General features: G+C 68.0%; 23 protein-coding genes. 7 read left to right on the top strand and 16 right to left on the bottom strand.

Annotated elements, in window-relative coordinates; translation table 11 throughout:
- Positions 1-100 precede the first annotated feature (100 nt).
- From ACLQ3C_RS14920 to ACLQ3C_RS14895, 6 genes are all read right to left on the bottom strand, one after another.
- Complete coding sequence (locus ACLQ3C_RS14920) at positions 101-1,996, bottom strand: peptidoglycan D,D-transpeptidase FtsI family protein (protein WP_425705858.1); 1,896 nt, start codon at positions 1,994-1,996, stop codon at positions 101-103.
- A 21-nt stretch (positions 1,997-2,017) separates the two neighbouring features.
- Positions 2,018-2,890 carry a hypothetical protein gene (locus ACLQ3C_RS14915; RefSeq protein ID WP_425705857.1) on the bottom strand — a complete coding sequence of 291 codons (873 nt, stop codon included), beginning with the start codon at positions 2,888-2,890 and terminating at the stop codon, positions 2,018-2,020.
- The gene (gene rsmH, locus ACLQ3C_RS14910; protein ID WP_425705877.1) at positions 2,887-3,828 is read right to left on the bottom strand and encodes a 16S rRNA (cytosine(1402)-N(4))-methyltransferase RsmH; all 942 of its coding nucleotides are present in this window, start codon (positions 3,826-3,828) and stop codon (positions 2,887-2,889) included. Before rsmH ends, ACLQ3C_RS14915 begins: the two co-directional genes overlap by 4 nt.
- A 289-nt stretch (positions 3,829-4,117) precedes the next feature.
- Positions 4,118-4,558 carry a division/cell wall cluster transcriptional repressor MraZ gene (gene mraZ, locus ACLQ3C_RS14905; RefSeq protein ID WP_425705856.1) on the bottom strand — a complete coding sequence of 147 codons (441 nt, stop codon included), beginning with the start codon at positions 4,556-4,558 and terminating at the stop codon, positions 4,118-4,120.
- A 557-nt stretch (positions 4,559-5,115) separates the two neighbouring features.
- Complete coding sequence (locus ACLQ3C_RS14900; RefSeq protein WP_425705855.1) at positions 5,116-5,520, bottom strand: DUF3040 domain-containing protein; 405 nt, start codon at positions 5,518-5,520, stop codon at positions 5,116-5,118.
- A 200-nt stretch (positions 5,521-5,720) separates the two neighbouring features.
- Entirely contained in the window at positions 5,721-6,188 is a 468-nt protein-coding gene (locus ACLQ3C_RS14895) for an SAV_6107 family HEPN domain-containing protein (protein ID WP_425705854.1), read from the bottom strand.
- 271 nt (positions 6,189-6,459) lie between these two features.
- Here ACLQ3C_RS14895 and ACLQ3C_RS14890 point away from each other — a divergent pair, with 271 nt between their 5' ends.
- From ACLQ3C_RS14890 to ACLQ3C_RS14880, 3 genes are all read left to right on the top strand, one after another.
- Positions 6,460-7,125: a GNAT family N-acetyltransferase gene (locus ACLQ3C_RS14890; protein WP_425705853.1), complete on the top strand. Its 666-nt coding sequence runs from the start codon at positions 6,460-6,462 to the stop codon at positions 7,123-7,125.
- Positions 7,122-8,750: a phytoene desaturase family protein gene (locus tag ACLQ3C_RS14885; protein ID WP_425705852.1), complete on the top strand. Its 1,629-nt coding sequence runs from the start codon at positions 7,122-7,124 to the stop codon at positions 8,748-8,750. The genes ACLQ3C_RS14890 and ACLQ3C_RS14885 overlap by 4 nt, the downstream gene beginning before the upstream one ends.
- A gap of 84 nt (positions 8,751-8,834) precedes the next feature.
- Entirely contained in the window at positions 8,835-9,794 is a 960-nt protein-coding gene (locus ACLQ3C_RS14880) for an LppM family (lipo)protein (RefSeq protein ID WP_425705851.1), read from the top strand.
- 29 nt (positions 9,795-9,823) lie between these two features.
- On the opposite strand, the gene ACLQ3C_RS14875 is transcribed toward ACLQ3C_RS14880, so the two are convergent.
- Positions 9,824-10,804, bottom strand: a complete 981-nt coding sequence (locus ACLQ3C_RS14875; protein WP_425705850.1) for a methylenetetrahydrofolate reductase — start codon at positions 10,802-10,804, stop codon at positions 9,824-9,826.
- A 111-nt stretch (positions 10,805-10,915) separates the two neighbouring features.
- Here ACLQ3C_RS14875 and ACLQ3C_RS14870 point away from each other — a divergent pair, with 111 nt between their 5' ends.
- Positions 10,916-12,052 carry a polyprenyl synthetase family protein gene (locus tag ACLQ3C_RS14870; RefSeq protein ID WP_425705849.1) on the top strand — a complete coding sequence of 379 codons (1,137 nt, stop codon included), beginning with the start codon at positions 10,916-10,918 and terminating at the stop codon, positions 12,050-12,052.
- Complete coding sequence (locus ACLQ3C_RS14865; protein WP_425705848.1) at positions 12,053-13,567, top strand: alpha-(1->6)-mannopyranosyltransferase A; 1,515 nt, start codon at positions 12,053-12,055, stop codon at positions 13,565-13,567.
- A gap of 4 nt (positions 13,568-13,571) precedes the next feature.
- Here ACLQ3C_RS14865 and ACLQ3C_RS14860 read toward each other — a convergent pair whose 3' ends face one another.
- The gene (locus ACLQ3C_RS14860) at positions 13,572-13,937 is read right to left on the bottom strand and encodes an Rv2175c family DNA-binding protein (protein ID WP_425705847.1); all 366 of its coding nucleotides are present in this window, start codon (positions 13,935-13,937) and stop codon (positions 13,572-13,574) included.
- Positions 13,938-14,015: 78 nt separating this feature from the next.
- Between ACLQ3C_RS14860 and ACLQ3C_RS14855 the strand changes: the two genes are divergently transcribed.
- Positions 14,016-15,197: a protein kinase domain-containing protein gene (locus tag ACLQ3C_RS14855; protein ID WP_425705846.1), complete on the top strand. Its 1,182-nt coding sequence runs from the start codon at positions 14,016-14,018 to the stop codon at positions 15,195-15,197.
- A gap of 37 nt (positions 15,198-15,234) precedes the next feature.
- On the opposite strand, the gene ACLQ3C_RS14850 is transcribed toward ACLQ3C_RS14855, so the two are convergent.
- Positions 15,235-16,644, bottom strand: a complete 1,410-nt coding sequence (locus tag ACLQ3C_RS14850) for a class II 3-deoxy-7-phosphoheptulonate synthase (RefSeq protein ID WP_425705845.1) — start codon at positions 16,642-16,644, stop codon at positions 15,235-15,237.
- A gap of 92 nt (positions 16,645-16,736) precedes the next feature.
- A complete protein-coding gene (locus ACLQ3C_RS14845) occupies positions 16,737-17,228 on the bottom strand; it encodes a polyadenylate-specific 3'-exoribonuclease AS (protein ID WP_425705844.1) in 492 nt (163 codons plus the stop codon).
- A gap of 63 nt (positions 17,229-17,291) precedes the next feature.
- On the opposite strand from ACLQ3C_RS14845, the gene ACLQ3C_RS14840 reads away from it, so the two are divergent.
- On the top strand, positions 17,292-18,632 hold the full coding sequence (locus ACLQ3C_RS14840) for a glycosyltransferase 87 family protein (protein ID WP_425705843.1): 1,341 nt from the start codon (positions 17,292-17,294) through the stop codon (positions 18,630-18,632).
- A 15-nt stretch (positions 18,633-18,647) separates the two neighbouring features.
- Here the strand turns inward: ACLQ3C_RS14840 and ACLQ3C_RS14835 are convergent, their stop codons facing one another.
- From ACLQ3C_RS14835 to ACLQ3C_RS14810, 6 genes are all read right to left on the bottom strand, one after another.
- Positions 18,648-19,352: a lysophospholipid acyltransferase family protein gene (locus tag ACLQ3C_RS14835; RefSeq protein WP_425705842.1), complete on the bottom strand. Its 705-nt coding sequence runs from the start codon at positions 19,350-19,352 to the stop codon at positions 18,648-18,650.
- A gap of 84 nt (positions 19,353-19,436) precedes the next feature.
- Positions 19,437-20,414, bottom strand: a complete 978-nt coding sequence (locus ACLQ3C_RS14830) for an ROK family protein (RefSeq protein ID WP_425705841.1) — start codon at positions 20,412-20,414, stop codon at positions 19,437-19,439.
- Positions 20,414-20,920 (bottom strand): hypothetical protein, encoded by a 507-nt coding sequence (locus tag ACLQ3C_RS14825; protein WP_425705840.1) that lies wholly within the window; start codon positions 20,918-20,920, stop codon positions 20,414-20,416. Before ACLQ3C_RS14825 ends, ACLQ3C_RS14830 begins: the two co-directional genes overlap by 1 nt.
- Before the next feature lie 221 nt (positions 20,921-21,141).
- The gene (locus ACLQ3C_RS14820) at positions 21,142-22,314 is read right to left on the bottom strand and encodes an ArsA-related P-loop ATPase (RefSeq protein WP_425705839.1); all 1,173 of its coding nucleotides are present in this window, start codon (positions 22,312-22,314) and stop codon (positions 21,142-21,144) included.
- A 20-nt stretch (positions 22,315-22,334) separates the two neighbouring features.
- Entirely contained in the window at positions 22,335-22,772 is a 438-nt protein-coding gene (locus tag ACLQ3C_RS14815) for an SRPBCC family protein (protein ID WP_425705838.1), read from the bottom strand.
- Positions 22,772-23,188, bottom strand: coding sequence for a hypothetical protein (locus tag ACLQ3C_RS14810; protein ID WP_425705837.1), 417 nt, complete (start codon positions 23,186-23,188; stop codon positions 22,772-22,774). The genes ACLQ3C_RS14815 and ACLQ3C_RS14810 overlap by 1 nt, the downstream gene beginning before the upstream one ends.
- Positions 23,189-23,331: the final 143 nt, after the last annotated feature.

The following is a 23,331-nucleotide window of genomic DNA, read 5'->3' as shown; positions in this document are numbered from 1 at the left end:
ACCGGCGTGGCCGGTGCCGTCTGAAACCCGCATGAACGCACTCACGATACCGTCAACACCTCGGGCGATTCCGCCGCGGGTTGTGCAGTGTCAGACGATGTCACGAGGCCTGCAGGATCAGTCGGGGCGCCGGGTGGGGCGATTGGGGAATCCGGTCGTGCTGCAGAATGAACGACGCAATCGAGCTGAACAGCGGCGCCGCGGACTGCCCACCGGAACCATCGGAGCTGCGCTTGGGATTGTCGAGCATGATGCCGACGACGAACCGCGGGTCATCGGCCGGGGCGATCCCGGCGAAGGTGATGTTGTAACTCGAGTTCGAGTAGCAGCCGCAGGCCGGGTCGACCTGCTGGGCGGTGCCGGTCTTGCCCGACAATTGATATCCGGGTACCGCGCCCTTGGCGCCGGTACCGGTCTGCTCGCCCGTCGGGTCGTCCTGGAACACCGCGCGGAACATGTTGCGAACCGTCTCGGCGGTCTGCGGGCTGACCACCTGCACGCCCTGCGGACGCGGATCCTCGGTGGCATCGTGACCCGCACGCTGCTCGGACCGCAGAATGCGCGGCGGGATCCGCAGCCCGTTGTTGGCGATGGCCTGATACATGCCGGTCATCTGCAGCAGTGTCATCGAAAGTCCCTGGCCGATCGGCAGATTCGCGAAAGACCCACCCGACCACTGGCTCAGTGCCGGCACCTCGCCACCACTCTCCGCAGGCAGCCCGACGCCGGTGATCTGGCCGAGACCGAATCGGTTCACCATGTCCGCGAAACGCTCCTCGCCGACCTGTTGGGCCAGCATCAGCGTCCCGACGTTGGAAGACTTACCGAAGATGCCGGTCGTGGTGTACGGCGCGACGCCATGGGTCCACGCGTCGTTGACGGTCACGCCGGCCATCCGGATGCTGCCCGGAACCTGGTGAACCTGTTCGGGAGTGGTCAGGCCGTATTGGATCGCGGCCGAGGCGGTGATGACCTTGTTGACCGATCCGGGTTCGAACGGAGAGGTCACGGCCGGATTTCCGAGGTCGGCGCCCGGCTGGTCCGCCAACGGCTTCGACGCATTGAACGTGCCGTCATTGGCCATCGCGACGACCTCGCCGGTCTTGGCGTCGAGCACGACCGCCGACGCCGACTTCGCACCGGAGGCCGCCTTGGCCTTCATCACCTCGGTCTGCACGAACCACTGGACGTCGGAATCGATGGTCAGTTGAACGGTGGCACCGTCGATCGCCGGATGCACGTTGCGTGTGGAGCCAGGAATGGTCGCACCATCGGAACCGCGGTCATAGGTCCGCGAACCATCGGTGCCGGCGAGCGCCGAATCCAGCGACGCCTCGAGGCCGATGAGGCCGTTGCCGTCGTAGTTGACGTCACCGATGATGTTGGCGGCCAAAGACCCGCCGGGATAGAGCCGGACGCTCTGCGGGTCTGCTCCCACCTCGGGATAATCCGCGGTGATCCGCGCCGCCACGTCCGGACTGACCGAGCGGGCCAGGTACACGAACGTCTCGTCGCTGGTGAGCTTCTTGTACAGGTCGTCGGCGCTGATCGATCCGCCCAGGGCCGTCGAGACACCGGCGGCGATCTGGTGCAGCCGGGTGTCGACGTCGGGCAAACTCGGATTGCCCTTGTGCGCCGCGGCGATCGAGTTGCGAACTGCCTTGGGCAGGAACGTCAGTGACCGCGCCTCGTCGGTGTAGGCCAGCGGCCGTCCGTTGCGGTCGAGGATCGCCCCGCGCTTGGCGGTCAGGATCTGCGTGTACTCACGCTGCTGGGCGGCCTGCTGCGCAAGTGCCGGGGCCTCGATGGTGTGTACGACCACCATCCGGATCGCGACGGCCACCACCGCCAGTACGACCACGACCCCCGCGATACGACTGCGGACGAGGAAGGTCTGCGTCCGCCCCCGAGGCCGGCGCGGCGGGGGCGGCGAGCCGCCTGCCCCGCCTGCAGCCGATCGGCCGGAGGTGACTGGCCGGGTCACACGTGTCGTCATGGTCGTCAATTGTCCACCGCGCTAACGACTCTGCGGCGAATTTCCGCCCGGCGGGTTGCCGGAGGCGGGTGCCGGCGCCGACTGCGGCAGCACATTGGGGGCCGGGGTCGGCGCGGCGCCGGGCTGCGCGGTGGGTGCCGGACCGGCAGCCGGCGGGGCAGGTGTCGGGTTAGGGGCAGGTGTTGGATTAGGGGCAGGAGCAGGCGCACTCGGCGACGAGGCGGCACTCGGTGCCGCGCCCGGCGTTCCGCCGAGCCCCACGGAGTCATCGACCTTGTTGGGGTCGATCCGCGAGGTCGGATTCGGTTGATCGGCAGGATTGATCGATGGCATCCGCTTGCCGGTCGCCGGCTCGGGATCGCCGACGACCCGCGGCTTGCCGTCCGGACCGATTACCATGCGCGCCGGGTTCTGGGCCGGTACCATCCCGAGCTGCGCTGCCGCATCAGCCAATTCGGGTGCCGAATTACCCGATTCGAAAGTTCGCTTGAGAGCGTCGTTGCGGTCCTGCAATGTCTGGTTCTGCTGTCGCGCCACACCGATCTCATACGAGTCCTGAGCTGCTTTGGTCGACAGCAACAGACTCAGACCGAGGCCCAGAGCGAGCACCGCGAGCACCGGAACCACGAACGGCACCCGAGAAAGACGTTGGGCCACAGTGATCCGCGCAGTCCGCTGGGCAGCGGGGGCGATCGGTTCGGACCGCGCGCCTCGCCTCGGAGATCTCGCCTCGGCGGCCAGTCGCTTGCCGCGTCGGTCGATTGCGCGTTGAGCCGCACGCGACCGGTGCGAGCGGTCGGCGGTCCCCCGAGAACGGCGAGCACCACCATCGATGGTGTCAGAATTCTTGTCGCGCAACCGATCCTGGCGATCAATGTCGTCGAGAAGGGTCATGCCACCTCCTCCTCGGCGATACGTTCGATCACGCGGACCCGGACCGGCGCCGACCGCGGGTTCGTGTCGATTTCCTGTTGGTCCGCGCGTTCGGCACCACGGGTGACGAGTCGAAAGCGGGGTGCGGTTCCGGGCAATTCGACGGGTAGTCGGGCCGGCGATGTCGAGGTCGTCCGTAAGGCGAACTCGCGCTTGACGATCTTGTCTTCGAGGGATTGATAACTCATCATCGCGACGCGGCCTCCGACTCTCAATGCCGCCAGCACGGCCGGCACCGCCTGGCGGAGGGCGACCAGCTCTCCGTTGACCTCGATACGCAGCGCCTGAAAGGTGCGTTTCGCGGGATGACCTCCGGTGCGACGAGTGGCCGCCGGAATCGTGGAATAGAGCAATTGCACCAAACGCGCACTGGTCGTGAAGGGTTCGCGTTCGCGTTCGCGCAGCACCGCCGAGGCGATCTTTCCGGCGAAGCGCTCGTCGCCGTATTCGGAAAGAATGCGGGCGAGCTCTCCATGTGAGTAGGTGTTGAGGACATCGGCTGCGGTCATCGGCCCCTCGGGGTCCATGCGCATGTCCAGCGGTGCATCGACGGCGTAGGCGAAGCCACGTTCAGCCTGATCGAGTTGCATCGAGGAGACTCCGAGGTCGTACAGGGCGCCGTCGACGCGGTCGATCCCGGCCTGCGCGAGTACGGAGGGCAGCTCGTCGAAACGCGCCTGGTGCAAGGTGATCCGGTCGCCGAAGGAAGCGAGGCGCTCCCGCGCGATCGACAGAGCTGCGGCGTCCCGGTCGATCCCGACCACCCGGACCGAGGTGAATTTGCGGAGAATCAGTTCGCTGTGTCCCCCCGCCCCGAGAGTGGCATCGACGAAAACCGGCTGGGCGACTGCAGCATTGACGAGCGCAGGCTCCAGTAGCGAGACGATTCGCCCAGCCATCACCGGGACATGTCCGTGTTCACCGGAACGACGGGACGGCGTGGCGTCGACGCCCGATCCGTTGTCGTCGTTCTGCGGTGTCACCGACCTACCTCCGAGTACGCCGATCCCGTGGCCCAAGGCCGGCTGATGGGACCGGATGTCGTGTGTTGGCTGCGGCGGATTCTGGTGGAGCGGGGTCCCGACCCGATCACGCACCTGGCGTTGGGGAAGTACGCCAGGGTCGGACCGGGTCGAGGCCTCGTGCCACCGGAAGCCATGTGCATCTGTCCGGCACTTTTCGACTCGGCTAGAGCACCGCGCTCAATGCCGCGGAGTTCGCCGCCGAGAAGTTCTCCTCATGCTGGCTCTGGTAGTCGCGCCATGCCTGCGCGTCCCAGATCTCCAGGTGATCGAAACTGCCGATCACCACACACTCCTTGGACAGTCCCGCGTACTGCCGATGTTCGGCGGACACGGTGACCCGCCCCTGCCCATCGGGTCGCTGTTCATCGGTGCTGGCAAAGAAGTACCGCTGGAAGGCGCGCGCTTCGGGATCGTTGCGCGAGGCCTCCATCGTCTTCTCCGCGATCGCATCGAACTCGTCGGCCCGATACACCGACAGGCTGTGGTCCTGACCGCGTGTGACCATGACCCCTCCTGCCAGTGCGTCGCGAAACTTGGCGGGCAACGTGAGTCGCCCTTTGTCGTCCAATTTCGGCGTGTAGGTACCGACAAATCGCATCGACATATCGGCACCTCCTGCCCACCGGAATCGGCGTTCCGATCGCCTCTCCCAGTGCCGCCCACACTACCCCACTTTCCACCACTTTCCACCCCTTACTCCCCACTCACCCACCACTCCCGCCGAAAACCGCAGTTCAGTGCGATTTCTAACGCGATGAGACCCGCGCGTCGCGTCGTGTCGCGACCGACGTCGGCAATGTATTGAAGTGACGCCAGATCACTCACGTGCCTGGTGGGGTCACTTTGGCGGGCCGGTGGGGCGCCGTGGGGATCGGGGTGGGGCGCCGTGGGGATCGGGGTGGGGCGCCGTGGGGATCGGGGTGGGGAAGGATGTGCAGGAATGAACGGGCTCCGGTCCTCCGACGCTCTGAAACCGCCCCAGCCCGACGGGCTCCCCAGTCCGACGGGCTCCCCGGATACGACAACAGCCGCACACCTGAGGGTGTGCGGCTGTGGTCGGTTGTCAGTCGTGAGGCACGCCTGCTGAGCCGTGCGGGCGCCTACGTCGCCGGCGTTGTTCCTATGTCGCAGTTGTCGGCAATGTCACTCGCGCGGACAGGTTCATTCCTGCTCGAAGCGACGGTTGAAACGATCTTCCATCCGCTCGGAAAACTTCCGTTTGGGCGTCGATGGCTTCGATCCGCGGCCACGCGTGCCACCGTCAGAGGCCGACGAGGCCCCCTTACCGGGTCGGCCGCCCCACAACGCGAGGAGCGCGGCGGCAAACATCACCAGGAAGCCGATAAGACTCAAGATGGGGAATCCGCCCACGTCGAGTCCGGTGATGGGACCCACGACCAACAGCGCCAGGCCGATGACGAAAACGACGGCTGCCTGCAGGCGGCGACGACCTGTCGAACGTCCGAGACGACGACGTGTGACGCTGGACGCAAACTTCGGGTCCTCGGCGTACAGAGCGCTTTCGATCTCTTCGAGCATGCGCTGCTCGTGCTCTGAGAGTGGCACCGACCCTCCTTAACTGTTACCGACGAGCCATCGACGCGATGTCCGCCGCGATACTCGCCCGATGACTATCCTCGCGGCCTGGTGACCATGATACGAGGTGATTCCGGTGGCGACCACCATTACCGTATTCGCGGGATCGTTTTTGTGCTCACCGCCGTCGTCGTGCGCGAACACCGCCCGCGACGGGACGTCTCGCCATGTCATGCGGGGTGCGCCAGCGAGCGCGATCCAGGAGCCCCTCCGCCTTGCTCGTAGGCGATCACCAGACCCTCGACCGTGTCGAGAAACGTCAACACGAGACGGTGCAGCTCGGCGACGACCACCGGGTCCACCCGGCGCTCGATCCCGGCCTCGATATTCATCCGAAGAGACGACCACGCGCAAAACCGGCCGGCCTGATCTGCGAGCTCGGGCACGACCGCAGCCAGGCGATTCCACGCGTTCGACGACAGCCCGCGCGTCGAGCGACCGTAAGCGGGCTCACCGATGGCCAGCGCGGCACCCGCGGCTCGCAATGCAGTCAGATACAACTGGCGGAAGCGTTCGGCGTCATCGGCGATTCCGCTCGCGTTGTCGAGGAGGTTGTCCGCGCGTTCGAGGAGTCCGCGGGCACGGCCCACCACAACCGGATCCACCTGCGCCCGATGCGTCGTCCGACGTGTCATCATGGGCTCCCTCCTTCGGGTGCGGAGCCGCCCATCGGCGACTCGACTCGGTCAACGCGATCCGGTGGCAGGCGCTTCCCTCGCCCACCGCCGGATGGCGTCGGTCGTCGGGTGAAGGCGAACAGCTTGCGGAGGCACATTCATCGAACACCCGTTCGACAGTTTCAATATAGCCAGATCTGCTCTCGGGATCAAGATGCCCGAAGCCACCGACAAAAATGTCCGCGAGGGCGCACGAGAGACCCGGTCCACGACCGATCAGAGAGGATGGGACGTGACTGTCCGCCTGGCCCGCCTCGAGCAACGCGACTGCGCGGTGTGGCTCGGGCCCGCACTCGAGATCTACGTCACCGCGATGAACTACCCCCGCGGCACCGAGATGCATCGCGCGGGGCTGTGGCGCGAGCACATCGCCCGCCCCGGATGGAACGCCTACGGCGCAATCGCCCACGCGCCCCCCGCGGAGTCGACCTCGATGGACCTCGCCCGCCGCCGGCTGCGTCACCCGGTGTCCCCGGCCCAGGACGAAGTACTCGTCGGGATCGCCTACGGCTATCGCGGCGCGCGAGACCAATGGTGGAATCAACAACTGCGCGCCGGTCTTCGGACGTCGGGGCGCGATCCGCGGGTTGTCGACGCGATCACCGACGACTATTTCGAGCTGACCGAATTACATGTACACCCCACCGCACAGGGAAACGGCATCGGCCAGTGGCTGCTCCGCCAGTTGCTCGCCGACCGCCCTGAACGCCAGGTGCTCTTGTCGACTCCCGAGATCCCGGCCGAGCAGAATCGCGCGTGGTCGCTGTACCGCCGGCTCGGATTCGCCGACGTGCTGCGCAACTTCACCTTCACCGGCGATCCACGGCCCTTTGCCTTCCTCGGCCGACAGCTGCCGTTGACCGAGCCCGCACCCGCCCCGCCCGACGCGACACGATGAACAGTCACCATCGGGTGGTCGACGCCATCGTCGTCGGTGCCGGACACAACGGCCTGGTCTGCGCCGCCTATCTGGCCCGCGCCGGCCGATCGGTCCGCGTCCTCGAGCGCGACACCGTTCCCGGCGGCGCGGTGTCGACGGTCGAGCGGTTCCCCGGCTACCGGGTCGATCGCGGGTCATCGGCGCACCTGATGATCCGGCACTCGCCGGTCCCCGACGAACTCGGCCTCAGTGACGCGGGACTGACCTACCTCGACTGCGATCCGTGGGCGTTCTGCCCGGCCACCGACACCGCACCGGCAATCGTGTTCCGCACCGACCTCGACGCCACGTGTGCGTCCATCGAGCTGTCCTGCGGGCGCGCCGACGCCGACGCCTACCGCGCCTTCGTGGCCACCTGGACACCGCGCGCACAAGCCCTCATGCGCTCCTTCTACGAACCCGCGACGCCGGGCCGTTTCGCACGCACCTTCGGCGGTCTGGGTCATACCGCGACCACCGCGCGTTCGGGTCCGCTCGGAGCGCGCTCGGGACGGCTGATGTCCCTGACACAGGAGCTGATGGCCTCCGGCGACGCCTTGTTGGACCGTTGGTTCGCCTCCGAACATCTCAAGGCCGCCCTGGCCTGGTTCGGCGCACAATCCGGCCCACCGATGAGCGCCCCGGCGACGGCACCGATGATCGGATTCGCCGCCCTGATGCATCAGATCCCACCGGGTCGGGCCGTGGGCGGCAGCGGTGCGCTCACCGACGCACTCCTGCGTCGCCTCGCCGCGGACGGCGGCGAGGTGGAAACCGACGCGCCGGTCACCGAGATCACCCGGTGCACCGACCACTGGCGGGTACGGGGCGCCGGTGGCGACAGCTGGTGTGCGGACACGGTCATCAGCGCGTGCCACATCATGACCACACTGGATCTGCTGGGCGCCGGCGGCTTCGACGCGGACCTGCTGGCGCGCTGGCGATCGGAGATCGCGGTCGGCACGGGCATCGGCATGGCCGTCCGGCTCGGCACCCGCGAGCTGCCCACCTATCGCGGCCTACCCACCGACCTTCCGGCGCATGGCGTGCACTCGGCCCTCGGCCTCCTCGTCACCGACCGCCGCCAACTGCGCCGGGCCGAGGCCGCCGCGGCGCTCGGCGAACTGCCTGCCCGGCCCGCCTGCGTGGCGATGAGTTTTTCCGGAATCGATCCGACGCTCGCCCCACCCGGACGCCATCTGGTCAATCTGTGGGCCCAATGGCACCCCCGCCATCTCGCCGACGGCACCGAGTGGTCGCGCGCCGCGTCGGTGGCAGGTGAGGCCGTCATCGCCGAGGTCGAGCGCCACGCCCCCGGCTTCGCCGAGGGCATCGAACACCGGCACGTGCAGACGCCGGAATCGCTGGAGACGGAGCTGGGCCTCGTCGGCGGGAACATCATGCATGTCGAGATGTCGATCGACCAGATGTTCATGCTGCGTCCGCATCCGGATCTGTCCGGCCACGAGGTCCCCGGCGCCGGCGGGATACTGCTCGCCGGGGCATCGACGCACCCCGGCGGTGGGGTCACCGGGGCGAGTGGACGCATCGCCGGGCGGGCCGCCATCGCACGCAGCGGCCGTCGCGGGCGCCCGCGACGCTGACCGGCGGCCCGGAATCGGCCGCCGATCGATACACGCGGTTGCGCCTGCGGCCGTGACCACTGTCGGGTCTGGCACGATGAGCACGTGCGTCCGCCGATCCCCCGCCTGAGCCCATCCCGCGCGTCTGCCCTCCTGTTCGCGGTCATGCTGCTCATCGCGGCCCCGCTGATGTCGGGTTGTCTGGAACGATCCACCACTGTCGGTGACCGCTTCGCCGGCAGCGTGATCGTCGCGACGACACCGGACAACCCCGGTGGGGCACCGCAATTCGACATCCCCGAATCGATGCGGGGCAACATCGCGGTCTCGGAGTACCGCCAGCACACCCCTTCGGAGAGCTCTGCGGCTCCGAGTTCGGTGCCACCGGGCGCCGGTAGCGGTAACAGCAACCAGGGTCTGATCGGCAGTCGTGCGACGTTCAGCAACCTCACCACCGGGCAGCTCGGCCAGCTCGGCGACATCGTGGCGGATGCATTCGGCGACACCTCGATGACCATGGAGCTCGGCGCGAAACGCAGCGGCGAGGTGGTGCGCTTAACGGGTTCGGCCGATCTCAACGGGCTCATCCCGCGGCGGGACTACCTCAAGTTCACGATCTCCTTCGCCGGACCGATCAGCGCAACCAACGGCGATCAGAACACCGACACCTCCGTCTCGTGGACGCCAGAGCCGGGCAAACCCGCCAACTTCACCGCCGAGGCCACCTACGCCGACCCGTCGACGGCCGCCTTCGGTGGCTGGACGTGGCTGATGATATTGATCTGCGCGGCCGTGGTCCTCGTCGTGATCCGGCTCGCCTACGTCTCCCGTGATCGCCGACCACGGCCCGGTCGGCCCGTCGACGGATCGCCGGGCGCCGGGAAGTCATCCGGCAACGGACTGCGAGGTCTGTTCGGAAGGGGCGCGGGGTCCTCGAAGACGACCGGGAAGAGCTCGGCCGGCCCCTCGGGTGCGACCGGCTCAGTCGATGCCGACAAGGCCACTGCCACGTCGGCATCCGAGAGTCATCCGGTACCCCCGGCCGGTGGCCCGAACAAGTCCTGAGCGATGGCGTCGGGCGCGGCTCCGGTAACTCAGCGCGCGGCGACGGCAGGTAATGCGTCGTGAGTGTCGACGCCGAGACGCTCGAGCACCTCACATGTGGCCTTGGCGAAGTTCAGACTGCAGAAATGCAGTCCGGGAACGCCTTCGGCGATCAGCCGCTGCGCGGTTTCGGTGGCGAAGTCGATGCCGACGGCGCGGACGGCCGCGCGATCCTCCTCCGGGCCGTCGCCTGCGGCGGCGGCGAAACGGGACTCGACGGCCGACGGGATCACCGACCCCGACAGCTGTGTCATTCGCCGCGCGCTGGCCAGTGAGGTGATCGGCATGATGCCCGGGATCAACGGTTTGGCGCCCTGTTCCGGGTCGGCACGCGCCACGCGGTCACGCAGGCGCAGGAAGTCCTCGACGTCGAAGAACATCTGGGACACCGAGTACTCGGCTCCCGCACGCAGTTTGCCGACCAGGACCTCGGTGTCCTCGTCGAGGTCGCGGGCGCGATGGTGTCCCTCGGGGAACGAGGCCACGCCCACATGGAAGTCACCGAGCCGGGAGATCAGTTCGACGAGTTCGCTCGCGTACTCCACACCCGCCGGGTGAGCAACCCACTCGCCGAGTGGGTCACCAGGTGGATCACCGCGCAGTGCAAGCAGATTGGTGATGCCCCGATCGGCGTAGGAGCCGATGAGGGCACGCAGTTCGGCGATGCTGTGATCGACGGCGGTCAGGTGCGCGACGGTCACCAGTGTCGTCTGCGTGGCCAATTCCCCGGCGATGCGCACCGTCCGGTCCCGGGTCGATCCCCCGGCCCCATAGGTCATCGACACGAACGCGGGATCGAGCCGTTCGAAGACACGTACCGCCCGCCACAAACGGGCCTCGGCCTCGTGATCGCGCGGCGGGAAGAACTCCACCGAGAAGTGCACGACACCATTGGACGGCGGCGTGGCGAGGCGCTCGACGACCGATGGCGCCGGTACGGATGAGGTCACCGCGCCATTGTACGTATGCATGATCGGCCGTCGACGATCCCGACCCGCCGCGGCGGCCACCGGCGCAGGACGTGTGCGGCGCGCCGCGGCGGGGATGTGCGGCGCGCCGCGGCCGATGTCTAGCCTGATGGGGTGAGCACCGCCCCGCTGCCGACCTCGTTGTCGGAGGTACCCGCCGCCGCCGGTGCGGTCCTCGATGATTTTTTCGACATCACCCTTCCGGTCACCCGCGCCATCTCTCCGGTGGTCGGACAGGCCTCCGAGGTGGTCGCCGACTTCGTGCGCCTCGGCGGCAAGCGGGTGCGTCCCACCTTCGGGTACGCGGGCTGGTTGTGCGGTCTGAGCAGTCCCGACCGCCGGCCACCGATTCCCGAGCAGCTCGGCTCCGACGCATTACGGGTCTGTGCCGCACTGGAATTGGTGCAAGCGTGTGCACTCATCCACGACGACATCATCGATCATTCCGACACCCGCCGGGGCCGCCGCACGGTGCATCGACTCTTCGCCGCCCACCATCGGGATGCGGGCTGGTCCGGCGACGCCGACGATCATGGTGTCGCCGCAGCCATCCTCGCCGGCGATCTCGCACTCGCCTGGGCCGACGACCTCCTCGGCGGGCACACCCCGGCCCGGCGGCCGGTCACGGTAGCGCCGAGCCCACTGCCCGCGGAGGTATCTGCGGTGTGGTCGGCCATGCGCACCGAGGTCCTCGGCGGGCAGTATCTCGACATCGTCAACGAGGTCAGCGGCGACGAGACGGTCGAATCCGCCTACCGCGTCATGGAATTCAAGACCGCGGCGTACACAGTCGCACGTCCCCTCGAACTCGGCGCCCGGATGGCGGGCGCTCCCGACGAGCTGCTCGACGACCTGCGTTCGGTGGGACACGACCTCGGGATCGCCTTTCAGTTGCGCGACGACATGCTCGGGGTGTTCGGCGATCCGCAGGTCACCGGTAAACCGTCCGGCGACGACCTCGCCGAGGGCAAACGCACCGGACTTCTCGCGATCGGTCTGCGCCGCGCCGACGAGCAGGATCCCGCCGCAGCGCGGTCACTGCGCGCGGCCCTCGGGCACCGGCTCGGGCCCGGGGAACTGGCCCGGGTACGCGAGACCTTGGTCGACCTCGGCGCGGCCGCCGAGGTGGAGCGGCATGTCGACGACCTGCTCGGGACGGCCGTCGTCCGCCTCGAGCACGCCGCGATCGACGAGGACATCCGCGCCGAGCTGATCGCGATGGCCGGGCGGATCGCCCATCGTGAGGCCTGAATGACCGCCTCCGAAGCCCCGGTCCGGTCCGCACCGACACGCCGGCCGCTGTCTGCCGACCTCCGCGTCGGCCTTCTCGGCTCGATCCTGGTGTGCCTCGGCGGCTTCTCGGTCGCCGACATCCCGCGCAATCATCCCGGTCTATCGAGTCTGGGACTCGACGCGATCACCTATGGGCACGGAAAGACCTTGGGCGCCATCGTTTTCTGGGTCGGGGTGGCCGCGATGATCTTCGCGTGGGTGCGCCTGGGACGGCAATTGTGCAATCCCGCCATCCCCGATTCGCATACCCCGAGTGTCGCGACGCTGCGCTGGACCGTGCTCGGATGGTCGGTGCCCCTGTGCCTGACCGTCCCGCTGTTCAGCCGCGACGTGTATGCCTATCTCGGCCAGGGAGCGGTCTTCGTCGCGGGATTCGACCCCTACGCCGACGGTCCGGCACATCATCCGGGACCGGTACTCGACAGCATGGCGCAGGTGTGGGCCTCGACGACCGCACCGTACGGGCCGATGTTCATGGCCATCACCCGCGGCGTCGCCGAGGTCTCCGGCGGCCACGTTCTCACCGGTGTCTGGCTGATGCGGCTGGTCCTGTTGCCCGGATTGTTGTTGTCGCTGTGGGCCATTCCGCGCCTCGCAACTCACTTCGGTGCATCGCCGAAGGCCGGGCTCTGGCTGGCGCTACTGAATCCGATGGTATTGATCCATCTGGTCGGCGGTCCGCATGTCGAACTGCTGATGATGGGGGTGCTCGCGGCCGGACTGGCCCTGACCGTGCAGGGCCGCCACGTCGCCGGCCTGACCGTCCTCGGATTGGCCGTGTCCATCAAGGTCACCGCCGGGGTGGCGATCCCCTTCGTGTTGTGGATCTGGCTGTCGCACATCCGCTCCCAGCGTCCGGTCACCCCGACCGACGTGGCCCGCGTTCTCGCGGTGGTGATCGCCGTGCCCGTCGCGGTCTTCGCGGCATGGACCGCGGCGCTCGGACTCGGACTCGGCTGGCTGACCGGTCTGGGCTGGGCCGATCAGATCATCAACTGGTTCACCCTGCCCACCGCCGCCGCCCATCTGGTGACCCTGCTGGCGGCACCGTTCACCTCACTGAATCTCTGGCCGGTACTCACCGTCACCCGCGCGATCGGCGCGGTATCCCTCGCCATCATCCTGGTGATCTTGTGGTGGCGCTTTCGCCGGGACGAACGATCGGCGATGGCCGGTCTGGCATGGGCGATGCTCGCGGTACTCATCCTCGAACCCTCGACGCTGCCGTGGTACTACACCTGGGTCCTCGTCGTCGCGGTCGCGTTCACCCTGCCCGGTTGGGTGCGCGCAGTGGTGGTGGGCATCTCGACGTTCATGTTGATCGTCTTTCAGCCCGACGACTCGATCGTGTTCTACAAACTGCCCGAGGTGCTCTTGGCCGCCGCACTTTCGGTGCTCGCCGCGGTGTCACTGGTGCATCCCGATCCACTGCGTCTCGGTCAGGGCGCGCGCCGGCTCTGGGGTAGGTCCTGAGAACTCAGAACGCCTGCGCCTGGGCGCGCCGGATGACCTCCCGCGCCGAATGGGTGTGCAGCGCGGCCGCCGGGTGCATGTCGAGGTCCTCCTGCACCGTGAACAACCAGCGTATCGCCTCGTCCCGGCCGAATCCCCCGTCCATCAACACGTCGACGAGCCCGGTGAAGTGCTTGGCGATGCCGAGGTCGTCGAAGAACAGACGCGGCACCACGGGCTGCCCGTCACGGGAGATGGCCAGCAATCGGTGATCGCGGATCAGGGTGCGTACCCGGCTCGTCGACACGCCCAACCGGTCGGCCACCTCGTCGAGCGAATAGGTGTCGGCCTCGGTGGGGATGATGTCGGGCGAGAGCGGCAGTGAACTCACCGCCCAGACACTACCGTCTGCCACGCCGTAGGTGGTCACCGACTCATCACGCCGTGGTGCACGGGTAGATTCACTGACGTGCAGGCAGGGGTCGACGAGTTGATCGGAGCGGTATTGGAGGACCGCTACCGTATCGACGCGCCCATCGCCCGGGGCGGGATGTCGGCGGTATACCTGGGTCTGGATCTGCGCCTGGGGCGCGACGTCGCGGTCAAGGTGATGGACACCCGCTACGCGTCGGACCCACAGTTCTTGCGCCGCTTCGAATTCGAGGCCCGGGCCGTCGCCGGGCTCAAACATCCCGGACTCGTCGCCGTCTACGACCAGGGCATCGATGACGGCGTCGCCTTCCTGGTGATGGAACTCGTCGAAGGCGGCAGTGTGCGTGAATTGCTGCGTGAACGTGGCCCGATGCCGCCGCACGCGGTCGTCGCCGTCGCCGATCCGGCACTCGGCGGTCTGGGCACCGCGCATGCCGCCGGTCTGGTCCACCGCGACGTCAAACCCGAAAACGTCTTGATCTCCGACGCCGGCGAGGTCAAGGTCGCCGACTTCGGGCTGGTGCGCGCCGTCGCCGAGTCGAGTGTCACCTCGGCCAGCGTGATCCTCGGCACCGCGGCCTATCTCTCGCCCGAACAAGTCGAGTCCGCGCATGCCGACGCCCGCAGCGACGTCTACTCCATGGGCGTGATGGTCTTCGAATTACTCACCGGCCGTACGCCCTTCCGCGGTGACACGCCGCTCTCCCTGGCATACCAACGGCTGACCTACGACGTCCCGGCCCCCGGCGACGTGATCGCCGGGGTTCCGGTCGAGCTCGACGAGGTGGTGCTCCGCGCCACCGAGCGCCGTCCCGCCGACCGCTACGCGAACGCCTTCGAGATGCGTGCGGCGCTACTCGACGTGGCCGACGAACTCGACCTGCCGCCGTTCACCGTGCCGGCCCCCCGACGCTCCGCCGAACGGGAGACGATGGCGCGTCAACGGGCAGTGGCCGCCCGCCAGCACACCCGGGTTGCGTCCGCTCCGTCCACCGAACCCGCACGGCCCGCGACGAAGGCCTCGGCGGCCATCCCGGAGACTGCGGGCGGTGACGCCCGATGGGAGGTGGGTGCCCTTCCCGCGGGGGCCGATTCGCCGGATCACGATGCGGCCGATGGCCGGGTCCGCACGCTCATCTGGCTGGTGCTCGTGCTGATCACGGCAACGGCCGCGGGCGGCGTCGGGTGGTGGGTCGGCTCATCGCTCATCCTGACGTGAGCCGCCTGACGGTGAGCGCGCAGCCGCGCAACATCTCTCAGCCGCGCAACATCTCGGCGACCAGGAACGCCAACTCCAGCGACTGTTGGGTGTTGAGCCGCGGGTCGCACGCCGTCTCGTAACGTCCGGCCAGATCGAGATCCGAGATGTCCTGTGCCCCACCGAGGCACTCCGTGACGTCCTCACCGGTGAGTTCGATGTGGATGCCGCCGGGATGGGTGCCCAGCGCGTGGTGCACCTCGAAGAAGCCCTGCACCTCGTCGACGACCCGATCGAAGTGACGCGTCTTGTATCCGGTGGGCGACGAGTGGGTGTTGCCGTGCATCGGATCGCTCTGCCAGATCACCTTGTGTCCACTGGCCTCGACCGCCGTGACGATCGGCGGCAGCACCTCGCGCACCTTGCCGTTGCCCATGCGTGCGACCAGGGTGAGCCGGCCCGACTCGTTGTGCGGGTCGAGTCGTTCGACGTATTCGACGGCCTGCTCGGGGGTCGTCGTCGGCCCGATCTTGACGCCGATCGGGTTGCTGATCAGTTCGGCGAAGGCGATGTGGGCCCCGTCGAGCTGACGGGTGCGTTCACCGATCCACAGGAAGTGTGCCGACAGATCGTAGAGCACCTTGCCGTCGGCGCCCCGCCCGTGCGCCCCGTCGGGCTTGTCGGCCAGGCGCAGCAGCGCCCGCTCGTAGTCGAGGACGAGCGCCTCATGGGACGCGAAGATGTCGGCGGCGCCCAGCGACGAGTCGGTGACACCGCACGCGTCCATGAAACGCAGTCCCCGGTCGATCTCCGACGCGAGCGCCTCATAGCGGGCGCCGGCCGGTGAGGTGCGCACGAATTCGCGGTTCCAGTCGTGGACGCGTCGCAGGTCGGCTTCCGAATGTGTAAGAGCGCGCACCAGATTCATCGCGGCCGCGGCATTGGCGTAGGCGCGGACCAGCCGTGAGGGATCGTGGGCCCGGGTGCGCTCTTGCGCCGGGAAGCCGTTGACCATGTCGCCGCGGTAGGACGGCAGCCCCAGTGCGTCGGTGTCGGACGAACGCGGCTTGGCGTACTGCCCGGCGATCCGGGCCACCTTGACCACCGGCAGACTCGCTCCGTAGGTCAACACCACCGCCATCTGCAGCAGCGTGCGGATGTTGCCCTTGATGTGCGGTTCGGTATTGGCGGCGAAGGTCTCCGCACAGTCCCCACCCTGCAGGAGGAAGGCACGGCCCTCGGCGACCTCGGCCAGCTGCGCCGACAGCGAGCGAACCTCGGCGGGCATGCAGATCGGCGGCACGCTCTCGAGTACGGTGCGCATGCGCCGGGCATCGTCTGCAGGCCAGCTCGGCTGCTGCAGTGCCGGTCGATTCATCGCGTCGGCGAAACGCGATTGGAGATCGCCGGGCAGCGCCGGAAGTTCGGGAAGTTCGTCGATCGGAACGTCTACGGTCCAGTTCACCACCGCTCCAGGGTAGCGATGCGCACTGCGAATACCCGCATCGGCCGCTCGGGGACCAGTGCCTGGCGATCCGGACGGTGGCCGTACCCGAGGCCTCACCTGCCCGCCGGACGGACCTCCTCGATCGCCTGCCACTTGCGCCGGTTGTGGCGAGCATCGCTGAGCGCATCGTGGGCGTCGGCCGGCGCCGGGGGTAACGGGGGTCGGCCCGCGTACTCCCAGTGCTGGCGCAGCTCCCTGGTGAAGCGCGGGATCTGACGCGGCAGAGCGGTCATCGGCCCCCACAACTGGCACAGCACCACGTGGTCGTAGGCCCCGACCCACGCCCACAGTTCGACCTCGCCGGGCTCCGCCGTGAGGAACTCGAGGAGCTCATCGCGAATCTGCCGCCGGGAGCGCCACACCGACGCCGCCGGTGACGGCAGCTTGGGCAGCACATGTGCCCGTACCCAGTCACCGGCCCGGCCGGGATCGAACTCGGTGGACACCGCGTAGAATTCTCGCCCGTCCTCCGCCACGACACCGATCGAGATGAGTTCGATCGTGGTGCCATCCTCGATAAACTCCGAATCGTAGAAGAACCGCATACTGGTAAGTATCACCCGCCGCGGCAGCGAGGCCGCCGCCGGAGAGGAAACGAAGAGCCCGTCATGACGACAATGCTGACCGCGGTGGACGAGTGGCTGCGCCGCTGGTCGCCGACCCGGCGTGTCCGCGTCGTCATCGGCGTGATCTTCGCCGCCTCCGCCGGCATGCAGATGTTCGGGGTTCCGTTCACCTCGAGTTTCGCCACCCGCACCCGCATCGACCTGGACGTCTACCGGATCGGTGCCCAGATCTGGCAGCAGGGCCAGAGCCTCTACGCCGACGGCTCGATGCCCTTCACCAGCGACGGGATCTGGCTTCCGTTCACCTACCCGCCGTTCGCGGCTCTGGGCTTCGTACCGTTGGGCGCTATGCCGCTGCCGGTGGCCGGGGTGGTGATGTCGGTGTTCACCATCGGCCTGCTGGTGTTGAGCCTGCACATCGTGCTGTCCCTGATCTCGGTGGGCACCCATGGCAATCGGTGGTGGCTGGCGACATTGATCGCCGCAGGCGCGCTGTGGCTCAATCCGGTGTGGATGACCCTGGGATTCGGGCAGGTCAACGTCATCCTGATGGCGATGATCCTCGTCGACGTGTTCGTCGTCGCCCGGATGCGCCGGCCCTGGGGCCGGGCACAAGGCATCCTGGCCGGCCTGGCGTCGGCGATCAAGTTGACGCCGTTGGTCTTCATCGGCGTATTCGCCGCCGCCGGCCGCTGGCGAGCGGCCGCGACCGCCGGCCTCGCCTTTGTCCTCGCCGGCGCGTTCGCCTGGGTATGGCTGCCCGGCGATTCGCTGGGATATTGGACGCACACCCTGTTCCACACCACCCGCATCGGCGATCCGGCCGGCCGGATCAACCAGAACCTCAACGCAGCCTGGGTGCGACTGCTGCCCGGACTCGACGGACAGATCGCCTGGGTGATCAGCTCGTTGGCCATCACGGCACTCATGGTGTGCGCGGTACGCGCCTGCCGCCCCCGCGAGTCGTTCCGTGCGGGCGCGAACGCGTCGGCACGCGTCAACGCGGTCCTGGCCACCTGTGCGATCGCGGTGTGGGGTCTGCTCGTCTCGCCCACGTCCTGGGCCCACCACTGGGTGTGGGCGATCCCGCTGATCGTGACCGCACTCGCCGTGTCGGCTCGTACATCGTCGCGCGCCACCCGGGTGGCCTATCTGGTGCTCGCGGTCGTCGGCGTGATCCTGTTCTCGCTCGGACCGTTTCAGTTCCTGCCGCAGAACTCGTCGTCGTGGTCGGCGCCGGCTCAAATCGTCGGCAGTTCGTACTCGATCTGGGGTATCGCGGCACTGGTGGTGCTCTGGCGCTTGCCATTTCACAGTGCCGATGAGGCAGATGACGACGATGCCGCCAAGCGGCGAGCGCTCGCCGACACCCCGATCAGTTGAGGTGACGAGCCGGCCTCAGGCCGCCGGTGTCGCTTCCTGGCTCTCGGCGGGCTTGTCCTTGAGGCTGGCGGCGTAGACGTCAACGTACTGCTGACCCGACAGGCGCATCAGCTCGTACATGATCTCATCGGTCACCGCACGTTCGATGAAGCGGTTGCCCTGCATGCCCTCGTAGCGGTCGAAGGACAACGGCGTGCCGACTCGCACGGTGACCTTGGTCGGCCGAACCCGCACGGTGCCAGGCGGGTTGAACTTGTTGGTGCCGATCATTGCGACCGGGATCACCGGCACGCCCGTCTCCAGCGCAATGCGCGCAAGGCCGGTCTTGCCCTTGTAGAGGCGGCCATCCGGGGAGCGGGTGCCCTCGGGATACATGCCCATCAGCTCACCCTTCTCGAGCTGTCGGCTGGCGGCGGTCAATGCACCGGCTGCGGCCTCGGCGCCGGAGCGGTCGATGGGGATCTGCCCGACGGCGGTGTAGAACCAACGCTGGAAACGGCCCTTGAGTCCGGTGCCGCTGAAGTATTCGGCCTTGGCCAAGAAGTAGATGCGGCGGGGGCACATCAACGGGAGGAAGAAGCTGTCCATCACGGCCAGGTGATTACTGGCCAGGATCGCCGGCCCGCGGACGGGGATGTTCTCCAGTCCTTCGATCGTCGGGCGCCCGAACAACCGGAGCAGCGGGCCCAGCAGCACGTATTTGAACGTGTGGTACCACATGTGTCACTACCCTTCATCACGCCGACGAGCGCTTCGACGCGACTCGACCCGGTTGTGAACTCTACTCATCTGACGGTGCGACCGTCACACGTCGGCCGACTGTGTGATGTCGGCCGCGATGGCCCGACGTGCGATCTCGGCGGCACCGAGCACCCCGGCGTTCTCGCCTAGTTGTGTCCCCCGGATGCGGGCGAGTTGACGATGCCCGGCACCGGTGATCAACCGCGCGTAATGCTCCCGTGCCTCGTCGAGATAGAGACCGGACGCCGTCCCCACACCACCGGCGATGACGATGAGATCGGGATCGAAGACGTCGGCGATCATCGCCAGACCTTGTCCGAGTGAAGCGGCGAACGCCGCGAACGCCGCGACCGCGACGGCATCACCGTCGGCCGCGGCACCGGCGACACGGCGGCCGGTCAGCGAACCCGGATCGGCGGCGAGGTCGGCGGCCAGTTGCGAGCGCCCCCAATCGTCGTCGGCGAGCAGTTCCACCACGGTGTCCGCCAGAGCCGTTCCGCTGCAATACCTTTCCCAACATCCCCGCTTTCCGCAGGAACACGGGCGCCCATCGGGCACGATGGTGAGGTGACCGAGTTCGGGGGCCACCCCGAAACTGCCGCGGTAGATCTCACCGTCGATCAGCAGCCCGGCACCGATGCCCGTGCCGATCGCGAGGACGAGCGCGTTGTGTCCGCGGGCGGCAGCACCGTATCGACGCTCGGCGACCGCGGCCGCATTGGCGTCGTGTTCGGCGAAGACCGGAATCCCGATCCGCGCCGTCATCTCCTCGGCAACGCGTGTCTCCCGCCACGGCAGGTGCGGGGCGAAGCGCACCACCTGCCGGTCCGGCGTGAGGAATCCGGCGATGGCCATTCCGACCGCCTTCGCCGACCATCGTGAGGTGAGTTCACCGACCAGCCGGTCCAGGCAGTGCTCGAGCGCGGTGGCCGTCGGCGGAGTTGCCGCGCGCAGCGTGTCCAGCATGACGCCCTCGTCGTCGACGACCGCCGCACGCACGCTCGTACCACCGATGTCGATGCCAATCGTCAGCTCCGCCATCAGTTCTCACCTTCGGGCGCCGAGTGGTCGGACCGGCGTGGCCTCGGCGCGTCCGCCGACGGCATGCCCGGCCGGTCGGAGCCCGGCGCGCGAGGGGCGCGAGGGTCGTCCGAAAGCCGCACCGAGATCGGCTGGTACCGACGCGGCGCCGGACCGGCGTCGGCGGGCACGGTCCGCAAGGCCGCCGCGATCGCCTCGAGCAGGGTGATGAACGCCGCGATCAGCCGGGCCAGCAGGTCACCGATCTCGCGCATGAGCGAGGTGACGTCGCCGACGAGGTCGGCGCCGAGGCCATCACGCAGAAATGTCTCATGCAGAAAGGTTCCGGCTCCCGAGGGCGCACCCGCGGGCTGCTCGCCGGTCCCCAACCAGCCGGCAACCACGTCGATCTGGCCGGCCAGGGAAAGCAACAACTCGCGCAGCGGATCGCCGGCCGACCCACCGCGATCCGCGCCGGACGCCGACGCGCGCCCGCCGTCGGTACGACCGTTCTCGTCAGTATTCATACGTGTCGGGGCTCATGTGATCCGGGTTTCGGGTTTGGGCGTTCATGGGATTCGGCGCTCATGGGTTTCGGCGTTCATGGGATCCGGGGCGGCTCATACGGTCGGTACTCCATCCGGCAGCACTCCATCTGGCGTTTCGCGTGCACAAGCACGGTACCCTCTGCGCACGTGCCGCCCTATCCCGGGCAAGTCCGTGTCCGCGTCGCGCGTCGACGTCGGGTCTACTGCCCCCGCGGCCAGACGGCCGGGTCCGGAGCGAACCGCACACGCACCGACCGGCCGTCCCAACTCGCCTCGACGACGTCGCAACGACGGAGCACCGACGGCAGCCGCACCGCGTGCCGGAACCCGTCGACGGTGACCAGCAGGTCGTCGCCGCTGCGCCCGAGATCAAACCGTTGCGGGTCGGGCAGTCGCTGCTCCCATGACATCTCGAAGATCGTGTCCAGACCCGTGCCGCATACGGTGCGCACCTGCGCGGCACCACTACCCCGCGCGTCACCGGTCGGCTCGGCCAGCGTCACCGCGAGCTTCCGCAGGCGCGCAGGACGATCCAGCGGCGCGGCGGCAGCCTCGACCATTCGGATGACCACGTGCCGGTCCTCGATGTGCACCTCGGCCGGCTCGCCCGCGCGGACGCCCCGATTCACCAGAACCGAACGGAGCGGAAAGCCCATCAGGTCGGCGAGCGCCAGGTGTTGCGCCACCGCACGCGCCCCCCGGGCGTCGGCCGCGACGACGAGGTGACCGGCCAGCACATGCGGATCCGACAGCACCTCCGCGATGTCCTCGCAATCGCGGGCGATGGTGTCCATCGCGGCGGCCAACTGTGCGAGTACCGGACGCTCGGTGGCTGCGGCCAATCGGCGGTGCCGCGGCCAGAGCCGTTCGATCCCCTGCTCGAGGAACGACGGTGCACGAAGGAGAGCGAAGACGTCGGCCACCCCGGACAGGTCGACGACGATGCGTTCCCAGCTACCGCTGACGGCCTCGTCACGGATGCGCCGCAGCAGCAGGAATTCCTCCACACCCGGCAACGTGGCGAGTTCGGCGGACTCGATACCGGCGAGGGTTCCCAGCATCGGCAGATTCAGCTTGGTGTCCCGGATACCCGCGGTCAGCAGACCCGCGAACGCCGACCACGTCTGTTCGACCGATTGCAGCCGTTCCAGGGTCAGCAGGTGCACCCCGGATGACACGGCGACCGTCGAACCGGGCAGACGGAAGACACCCAACAGATCCGGCGTCGGCGAGAGCCGGTCGATGGTGATCAGCAGGGTGTGGCGACCCGGCCGCGACAACGGCGCGCGGCTGGGTGGCCGACCGCGCTCGCGGCGCAGGGCGCCGGCGGCCGCGACCACCGAAATCCCGGAACCCCCCGGCCCCAGCACCATATGGATGGGAGTGAGATCGATCAGCCTTCGACCCTCTTCTTCAGTTCGTTGAGGGCCGAATCGGTGATCGCCTTCTCGGCACGTCGCTTGAGCCTGCCGATCATCGGCACCAGCAGGTCCACCATCAACGTGTAGGTGACCTTGCTCGATCCGGGAACCTGCTGGGTCACCTCGTATCTGCCGCGCTGATCACGCTGTAGATCGCTGGAGACCAGTTGCCAGGACACCCCGGTCCCGTCGCCGTCCCATTCGTAGCGCAGTTCATAGGTGTCACGCAGCACGCCCGCATCCAGGATGAAGCGCACCCGGACAGCGCGGTCGGCGCCGTCGCGTTCGAGGACCTCCACCGCCCGCGCCGCACTGACCCATTCCGGGTAGTTCTCGAAGTCGGCGATCACCGTCATGATGTCGGCGGCGTCGGCATTGACGACGATGGATTGCTCGGTGTGATCGGCCATCACGCACCGGTCCGGCCGGTCACAGACACAGCCGGCTCGCCGACCCCGCGGCCGCCCTCGAGGAAGTCCTTGCATTCGAAGGCCATCACTTTTCCGGCCGCCCGGCGGCGCCGATTGAGTTCGGCGATCCGGTCCGGACGCATCGCCTCGGCACCGCTTTTCCGCTCGACGGGTTCGGCATGGAGAAAATAGTGCAGGACGAAGCCGTCGAGCGCCGGCTCGCACCAGATCTCCATGGTCCCCGAGATGGGACCCGACACCTGCCAACGAATCCCGGCGTCCCCGCGGTCCTCGACGACCTCGAGACGCAGGTCGGGCCACCACCGCCGCCACCTGCTCCGATCGCCGACGACCCCGGATGCACTGCCCGGGTCCGCGGCGACGAAGGTGTCGTCGGCAACCTGAATGATCGTCACGTCTCCAGCTTCACATATCGCCCGCGGCGATCGGTAGCCAACCGGCGCGCCGGTACCCGATCCGGCGCCCGGCGGGACCCCGTGGCCCGCCACACCCGTGACACGGCGTGTCATCGAGCGTCGTTACGATGGTCTGGTCATCG

The sequence above is a fragment of the Gordonia sp. DT30 genome, assembly GCF_049844915.1.
Taxonomy (GTDB): Bacteria; Actinomycetota; Actinomycetes; order Mycobacteriales; family Mycobacteriaceae; genus Gordonia.
Note: the sequence above shows the minus strand (reverse complement) of the source record. Positions and strands in the feature narration are given on the sequence as shown.

What these genes read in the sequence shown, in the direction of transcription:
- ACLQ3C_RS14920 (WP_425705858.1), bottom strand. Translation starts at nt 1,996, where the DNA reads ATGACGACACGTGTGACCCGGCCAGTCACCTCCGGCCGATCGGCTGCA.
- ACLQ3C_RS14915 (WP_425705857.1), bottom strand. Translation starts at nt 2,890, where the DNA reads ATGACCCTTCTCGACGACATTGATCGCCAGGATCGGTTGCGCGACAAG.
- rsmH (WP_425705877.1), bottom strand. Translation starts at nt 3,828, where the DNA reads ATGGCTGGGCGAATCGTCTCGCTACTGGAGCCTGCGCTCGTCAATGCT.
- mraZ (WP_425705856.1), bottom strand. Translation starts at nt 4,558, where the DNA reads ATGTCGATGCGATTTGTCGGTACCTACACGCCGAAATTGGACGACAAA.
- ACLQ3C_RS14895 (WP_425705854.1), bottom strand. Translation starts at nt 6,188, where the DNA reads ATGATGACACGTCGGACGACGCATCGGGCGCAGGTGGATCCGGTTGTG.
- ACLQ3C_RS14885 (WP_425705852.1), top strand. Translation starts at nt 7,122, where the DNA reads ATGAACAGTCACCATCGGGTGGTCGACGCCATCGTCGTCGGTGCCGGA.
- ACLQ3C_RS14875 (WP_425705850.1), bottom strand. Translation starts at nt 10,804, where the DNA reads ATGCATACGTACAATGGCGCGGTGACCTCATCCGTACCGGCGCCATCG.
- ACLQ3C_RS14865 (WP_425705848.1), top strand. Translation starts at nt 12,053, where the DNA reads ATGACCGCCTCCGAAGCCCCGGTCCGGTCCGCACCGACACGCCGGCCG.
- ACLQ3C_RS14845 (WP_425705844.1), bottom strand. Translation starts at nt 17,228, where the DNA reads ATGCGGTTCTTCTACGATTCGGAGTTTATCGAGGATGGCACCACGATC.
- ACLQ3C_RS14840 (WP_425705843.1), top strand. Translation starts at nt 17,292, where the DNA reads ATGACGACAATGCTGACCGCGGTGGACGAGTGGCTGCGCCGCTGGTCG.
- ACLQ3C_RS14835 (WP_425705842.1), bottom strand. Translation starts at nt 19,352, where the DNA reads ATGTGGTACCACACGTTCAAATACGTGCTGCTGGGCCCGCTGCTCCGG.
- ACLQ3C_RS14830 (WP_425705841.1), bottom strand. Translation starts at nt 20,414, where the DNA reads ATGGCGGAGCTGACGATTGGCATCGACATCGGTGGTACGAGCGTGCGT.
- ACLQ3C_RS14825 (WP_425705840.1), bottom strand. Translation starts at nt 20,920, where the DNA reads ATGAATACTGACGAGAACGGTCGTACCGACGGCGGGCGCGCGTCGGCG.
- ACLQ3C_RS14820 (WP_425705839.1), bottom strand. Translation starts at nt 22,314, where the DNA reads ATGGTGCTGGGGCCGGGGGGTTCCGGGATTTCGGTGGTCGCGGCCGCC.
- ACLQ3C_RS14815 (WP_425705838.1), bottom strand. Translation starts at nt 22,772, where the DNA reads ATGGCCGATCACACCGAGCAATCCATCGTCGTCAATGCCGACGCCGCC.